Source organism: Streptomyces sp. NPDC055632, from assembly GCF_053618675.1.
On record NZ_JBSHHY010000003.1, the window covers coordinates 252621 to 259066 of the forward strand.

Annotated in this window: 5 protein-coding genes; 1 reads left to right on the plus strand and 4 read right to left on the minus strand. The window is 73.2% G+C overall.

Translation table 11 applies throughout. From position 1 onward, the window contains the following. Window positions 1–65 precede the first annotated feature (65 nt). The 3 genes from ACWGSR_RS06410 to deoC are packed head-to-tail and all read right to left on the minus strand — an operon-like array spanning window position 66 to window position 3353. Window positions 66–959: an aldehyde dehydrogenase family protein gene (locus tag ACWGSR_RS06410; RefSeq protein ID WP_376237811.1), complete on the minus strand. Its 894-nt coding sequence runs from the start codon at window positions 957–959 to the stop codon at window positions 66–68. Next, entirely contained in the window at window positions 952–2388 is a 1437-nt protein-coding gene (locus ACWGSR_RS06415) for an aldehyde dehydrogenase family protein (protein WP_453563942.1), read from the minus strand. Before ACWGSR_RS06415 ends, ACWGSR_RS06410 begins: the two co-directional genes overlap by 8 nt. 5 nt (window positions 2389–2393) lie before the next feature. Next, a complete protein-coding gene (deoC, locus tag ACWGSR_RS06420) occupies window positions 2394–3353 on the minus strand; it encodes a deoxyribose-phosphate aldolase (RefSeq protein ID WP_453563944.1) in 960 nt (319 codons plus the stop codon). 410 nt (window positions 3354–3763) lie between these two features. On the opposite strand from deoC, the gene ACWGSR_RS06425 reads away from it, so the two are divergent. Further along, on the plus strand, window positions 3764–4435 hold the full coding sequence (locus ACWGSR_RS06425) for a PH domain-containing protein (RefSeq protein WP_376237818.1): 672 nt from the start codon (window positions 3764–3766) through the stop codon (window positions 4433–4435). Between the two features lie 78 nt (window positions 4436–4513). On the opposite strand, the gene ACWGSR_RS06430 is transcribed toward ACWGSR_RS06425, so the two are convergent. Further along, entirely contained in the window at window positions 4514–6178 is a 1665-nt protein-coding gene (locus ACWGSR_RS06430; protein WP_453563946.1) for a phospho-sugar mutase, read from the minus strand. Window positions 6179–6446: the final 268 nt, after the last annotated feature.

Here is a 6446-nt window from a genome sequence, read left to right on the forward strand (position 1 = left end):
GCGGCCGGGAACGCGGAACGGCCCCCCGGGTGCGTACACCCGAGGGGCCCTCCGATGGTTCCGGACTAGTACGACGAGCCGCTCGCGCCCAGCGAACCCGTCGGGTGCCAGACCGTCTTCGTCTCCAGGAACGCGGTCATGCGGTCCGTGCCCGGGGACTCCGCGAAGTCCTCGGTGCGGCGGCGCAGCACGCGCTTCAGGTTGTCCGCCGCCGCGATCTCGAGCTCGCGGGCGAGGTCGTCGTCGGACGCGCCCGTCAGGTCGATCGCGTTGACGTCCTGGTGGGCCGCGAGGTGCGGGCCCATCTCGGAGGCCTTGCCGGAGAGGATGTTGACCACGCCGCCCGGCAGGTCGGAGGTGGCGAGCACCTCGCCCAGGGAGAGCGCGGGCAGCGGGTACTTCTCGCTCGCGACCACCACGGCCGTGTTGCCCGTCGCGATCACCGGGGCGATCACCGAGACCAGGCCGAGGAAGGACGAGTCCTGGGGGGCCAGGACCGTGACGACACCGGTCGGCTCGGGGGTGGAGAGGTTGAAGTACGGGCCCGCGACCGGGTTGGCGCCGCCCACGACCTGGGCGATCTTGTCGGTCCAGCCCGCGTACCAGACCCAGCGGTCGATCGCGGCCTCGACGACCGCGGCCGCCTTGTTCTTGGACAGGCCCTCGGCGTCCGCGACCTCGTGCACGAACTGGCCCTTGCGGCCCTCCAGCATCTCGGCGACGCGGTAGAGGATCTGGCCGCGGTTGTACGCGGTCGCGCCCGCCCAGCCGCCGAAGGCCTTGCGGGCGGCGACGACCGCGTCACGTGCGTCCTTGCGGGAGGAGAGCGGGGCGTTCGCCAGCCACTTGCCCTTGGAGTCCGTCACCTCGTACACCCGGCCGCTCTCGGAGCGGGGGAACTTGCCCCCGACGTACAGCTTGTAGGTCTTGAAGACGCTCAGACGGTTCGCGTCAGACATCGAGGTAGGCCTCCAGACCGTGACGGCCGCCCTCGCGGCCGAAGCCCGACTCCTTGTAGCCGCCGAAGGGCGAGGTCGGGTCGAACTTGTTGAACGTGTTGGCCCAGACGACCCCGGCCCGGAGCTTGCTCGCCACCGCGAGGATGCGGGAGCCCTTCTCCGTCCAGATGCCCGCCGACAGGCCGTACTGGCTGTTGTTGGCCTTCGCCACGGCCTCGTCGGGCGTACGGAAGGACAGCACCGACAGGACCGGGCCGAAGATCTCGTCGCGGGCGACGGTGTGCGCCTGCGTGACGTTCGTGAAGAGCGTCGGGGCGAACCAGTAGCCGGCGGACGGGATCTCGCAGGCGGCGGTCCAGCGCTCGGCGCCCTCCGCCTCGCCCTGCTCGACCAGGGTGGTGATGCGGGCCAGCTGCTCGGAGGAGTTGATGGCGCCGATGTCGGTGTTCTTGTCCAGCGGGTCGCCGAGGCGGAGCGTGGACAGTCGACGCTTGAGCGCGTCGAGCAGCTCGTCCTGGACCGACTCCTGGACCAGGAGGCGCGAGCCCGCGCAGCAGACCTGGCCCTGGTTGAAGAAGATGCCGTTGACGATGCCCTCGACGGCCTGGTCGATCGGGGCGTCGTCGAAGACGATGTTGGCGCCCTTGCCGCCCAGCTCCAGGGTGACCTTCTTGTCCGTGCCCGCGACGGAGCGCGCGATGGCCTTGCCGACGGCGGTCGAACCGGTGAAGGCGACCTTGTTCACGTCGGGGTGCTCGACGAGCGCGGCGCCGGCGTCCCCGTACCCGGGAAGGATGTTGACGACGCCCTTCGGCAGCCCGGCCTGGCGGCAGACGTCCGCGAAGAACAGGGCGGTCAGCGGGGTCGTCTCGGCCGGCTTCAGGACGACCGTGTTGCCGGTCGCGAGCGCCGGGGCGATCTTCCACGCCAGCATCAGCAGCGGGAAGTTCCACGGGATGACCTGGCCGGCGACGCCCAGCGGGCGCGGGTTCGCGCCGTAGCCGGCGTGGTCGAGCTTGTCGGCCCAGCCCGCGTAGTAGAAGAAGTGCGCGGCGACCAGGGGGAGGTCCGCGTCGCGGGTCTCCTTGATCGGCTTGCCGTTGTCCAGGGTCTCCAGGACGGCCAGCTCGCGGCTGCGCTCCTGGATGATCCGGGCGATCCGGAAGAGGTACTTGGCGCGCTCGGAACCGGGCAGCGCGGACCACTTCTCGAAGGCCTTGCGGGCGGCCTTGACCGCGCGGTCGACGTCCTCGGCGCCCGCGCGGGCGACCTCGGACAGGACCTCCTCGGTGGAGGGCGAGACGGTCTTGAAGACCTTGCCCTCGGCCGCCTCGACGAACTCGCCGTCGATGAACAGGCCGTAGGAGGGGGCGATGTCGACGACGGACCGGGACTCGGGCGCCGGCGCGTACTCGAATGCAGATGCCATGTTGATCAGTCCACCGTCACGTAATCGGGGCCGGAGTAGCGGCCGGTCGCCAGCTTCTGGCGCTGCATCAGCAGGTCGTTGAGCAGGCTGGAGGCGCCGAAGCGGAACCAGTGGTTGTCCAGCCAGTCCTCGCCCACCGTCTCGTTGACGAGCACCAGGAACTTGATCGCCTCCTTGGTGTTGCGGATGCCGCCGGCCGGCTTCACGCCGATCTGCACGCCGGTCTGCGCGCGGAAGTCGCGCACGGCCTCCAGCATGAGGAGCGTGTTCGCCGGGGTGGCGTTGACCGCGACCTTGCCGGTCGAGGTCTTGATGAAGTCCGCGCCGGCCATCATGCCGAGCCAGGAGGCGCGGCGGATGTTGTCGTACGTGGACAGCTCGCCGGTCTCGAAGATCACCTTCAGGCGGGCGCGGTCGCCGCACTCCGCCTTGATCGCGGCGATCTGCTCGAAGACCTCCAGGTAGCGACCGGCGAGGAAGGCGCCGCGGTCGATGACCATGTCGATCTCGTCGGCCCCGGCGGCGATGGCGTCGGCGGTGTCGGCGAGCTTCACGGGGAGCGCGGCGCGGCCGGCCGGGAAGGCGGTGGCGACCGAGGCGACCTTGACGCCGGAGCCCGCGAGGGCGGCCTTGGCGGTGGCCACCATGTCGGGGTAGACGCAGACGGCGGCGGTCGTCGGGGTCGTGCGGTCGGTCGGATCGGGGTGGACGGCCTTGGCGGCGAGCGCCCGGACCTTGCCCGGGGTGTCCGCGCCTTCGAGCGTCGTCAGGTCGATCATGGAGATGGCCAGGTCGATGGCGTAGGCCTTGGCCGTGGTCTTGATCGAGCGGGTGCCGAGGGACGCGGCGCGCGCCTCCAGGCCGACGGCGTCGACGCCGGGCAGCCCGTGGAGGAAGCGGCGCAGCGCACTGTCGGACGTGGTCACGTCGGCGAATGCGGGTGCTGCGGATGCAGTGGTGGGCATGGTCACCAGTCGAGCATATCTACGCGCGTAGCGACCTGTACAGGGGGCGGGGGTCATGGAGCCCGAGGTCACAGACGGACGTCTGGGAGCGGTCGCCTCCGGGTGGGGTGCCAACCGGTCCGGGGGTATGGAGAGCGGTCCGGTCCGGGGGTATGGGGCGCGGTCCGGCCCGGGGGTACGGAGCGCGGCCCGGCCCGAACCGCGCCCGGTCGCCCGGTCCGGTCCGGCTCGCCGCCGCGTCCGATCAGCCGTGCCCGGGCTCGGGCCGCGTCCCGTCGTCCGTGGCGGCGAGCCGGTCGGTGGTCGCCGTTCCGGTGGTGCCGTTCCGGTGGTGCCGTTCCGTACGGTCGGTCCCTTGGCCGTGCGGGCCGCCTGAGCCCCCGTCCGCCCGCTGAGGCAGAATCGGCGGCATGACGACCCCCGAGCCGACCCCCGAGCCGAGCCGCGAGCCCAGCCCCGGGTCGACCCCTGAGCAGCCCTACGCCGACCGGGCCTTCCGGTCGCCCCTCGGGATCGCGAGCGGCGTGTTCCTGGTCGCGCTCGCGGCCGTGTTCGCCGGTGACGCGATGGTCCGCGGCGAGGGCCGGGCCCCCTGGCTCGCGCTCGCGGGCCTCGTCCTCGCCGTGCCGCTGATCGTCGCCTTCACGATCCGGCCCGCCGTGTACGCCAACGACCGCCGGCTCCGGGTCCGCAACCCCTTCCGGTCGATCACGCTGCCCTGGGCCTCCGTCGCCGACGTCCGCGCCGGCTACTCCAGCGAGGTCTTCACCCAGGAGGGCGAGAAGTACCAGCTCTGGGCCGTCCCCGTCTCGCTGCGCCAGCGCAAGAAGGCCGCCCGCCGGGCCGCCCGCGCCTCCCAGGACGACCCCCACGGCCGTACCTCCGTCACCGCCGACGTACGGCAGAACGCCGCGCGCACCGCGCCCACCGACCAGACCGTCGCCGACCTGCGCGAGCTCGCCGAGCGCCACGGCGGGAGCCCGGAGGCGCAGGGCGAGCCGCAGGTGCGCTGGGCGTACGAGATCATCGCGCCCGCCGTCGCCGGGCTGCTGCTCCTGGTGATCCTGGGCGCGACGGGCTGAGCGCCCGCCCTCCCGGACGCGCGTCGGGGCCGGTACGGAAGTGGATTCCGTACCGGCCCCGACGCGCGTACCGGGGGCCTACAGCCCCGCGGCCGCCGACAGGTCCCGCTTGAGCGCTCCGAGCAGCTCCGCCGCCGTGGCGCGGGCCGCCGGCAGCGCGTCCGCGCCGGCCACCGGGACCACGACCTCCAGGTAGCACTTGAGCTTGGGCTCGGTGCCGCTGGGACGCACGATCACCCGGGCCCAGTAGTCGCCCTCCAGGTGGTAGCGCAGTCCGTCCGTGGGCGGCAGCGCCTCCGTGCCCTTGGTCAGGTCCTCGGCCGAGACCACCGTCAGACCGGCGAGGGAGACCGGCGGGCGCTCGCGCAGCGCGGCCATCGCGTTCGCGATGATCCCCAGGTCCTCGACCCGCACCGACAGCTGGTCCGTGGCGTGCAGCCCGTGCTCCACGGCCAGGTCGTCCAGGAGGTCGGTCAGGGACCGGCCCTCCTCCTTGAGCACCGAGGCCAGCTCGGTGACGAGCAGCGCGGCCGTGATGCCGTCCTTGTCGCGGACGCCCTCCGGGTCGACGCAGTAGCCGAGCGCCTCCTCGTAGCCGTACCGCAGGCCCTCGACGCGGGCGATCCACTTGAAGCCGGTCAGCGTCTCCTCGTACCCGACGCCCGCGGCCTCCGCGATCCGGCCGAGCAGCGAGGACGAGACGATCGACTCGGCGAACACGCCGGTGACGCCCCTGCGCACCAGGTGCGCGGCGAGCAGCGCGCCGACCTCGTCGCCCCGGAGCATCCGCCAGCCGCCCTCGGCGGCCGGGTCCGGCACGGCCACCGCGCAGCGGTCGGCGTCCGGGTCGTTGGCGATCACCAGGTCCGGGGCCACGGCGCGGGCCGCCTCGAAGGCGAGGTCCATCGCGCCCGGCTCCTCCGGGTTGGGGAAGGCGACCGTCGGGAAGTCCGGGTCCGGGTCGGCCTGCTCGGCCACCAGGGCGGGCGGCGGGAAGCCGGCGCGCGCGAACGCGGCCGTCAGGACGTCCTTGCCGACGCCGTGCATGGCCGTGTAGACGGTCCGCGCGGTACGGGGGGACCCGGGGGTCAGGACCGCGTCCGTACGCTCCAGGTAGGCGTCGAGCACCTCGTCGCCGAGGGTCTCCCAGCCGTCCTCCGGACGCGGCACGTCGTGCAGCGAGCGGACGGCGGCGATCTCGGCGGCGATCTCCGCGTCGGCGGGCGGCACGATCTGCGAGCCGTCGCCCAGGTAGACCTTGTAGCCGTTGTCGCGCGGCGGGTTGTGGCTCGCGGTCACCTCGACGCCGGCGACGGCCCCCAGGTGCCTTATGGCGTACGCGAGGACGGGCGTCGGCAGCGGGCGGGGGAGCAGCGCGGCGCGCAGCCCGGCGCCGGTCATCACGGCGGCGGTGTCGCGGGCGAAGTCGGCGGACTTGTGGCGGGCGTCGTAGCCGATGACGACGAGCCCGCCGTCCTGCCCCTTCGCCTTCAGGTACGCGGCGAGGCCGGCGGCGGCGCGGATGACCACCGAGCGGTTCATCCGCATGGGTCCCGCGCCCAGCTCGCCCCGGAGTCCGGCCGTGCCGAACTGGAGCGTGCCGGCGAACCGGACGGCGAGCTCGTCCGTCGTACCGGCCGCACCGGCCTCGATGAGCCGAGCGAGCTCCTCGCGGGTCTCCTGGTCGGGGTCCTCGTCGAGCCATGCCTGGGCCCGGGTGAGGAGGTCGTCGTCCTGCGTCACGGTGTGCCTTTCGGAGGGGACGGGGCTCTGTACTGGTGCGGGCGCTTCTTGCGGGTGTGGGTGGTGCGGGTGCGGGTGCGGGTGCGGGTGCGGGTGCGGGTGCCGGTGGGGTGGGCGGGGTGCGGGCGTGCGGGCCGCTGCGCGGAGCCTTTGCCCCCCCCCCCCCCCCCCCACCCCCAAACCCGGGGGCCCCCCCCCCCCCCCCCCCCCAAAACCCCCCCGGGGGGGTTTTGCCCCCGCCGGCCAAAAACTACCCCCGCGCGGGTTT

Bases quoted from the DNA above. Each gene is read 5' to 3' on its own strand.
- ACWGSR_RS06410 (WP_376237811.1), bottom strand. From the start codon at position 959: ATGTCTGACGCGAACCGTCTGAGCGTCTTCAAGACCTACAAGCTGTAC.
- ACWGSR_RS06415 (WP_453563942.1), bottom strand. From the start codon at position 2,388: ATGGCATCTGCATTCGAGTACGCGCCGGCGCCCGAGTCCCGGTCCGTC.
- deoC (WP_453563944.1), bottom strand. From the start codon at position 3,353: ATGCCCACCACTGCATCCGCAGCACCCGCATTCGCCGACGTGACCACG.
- ACWGSR_RS06425 (WP_376237818.1), top strand. From the start codon at position 3,764: ATGACGACCCCCGAGCCGACCCCCGAGCCGAGCCGCGAGCCCAGCCCC.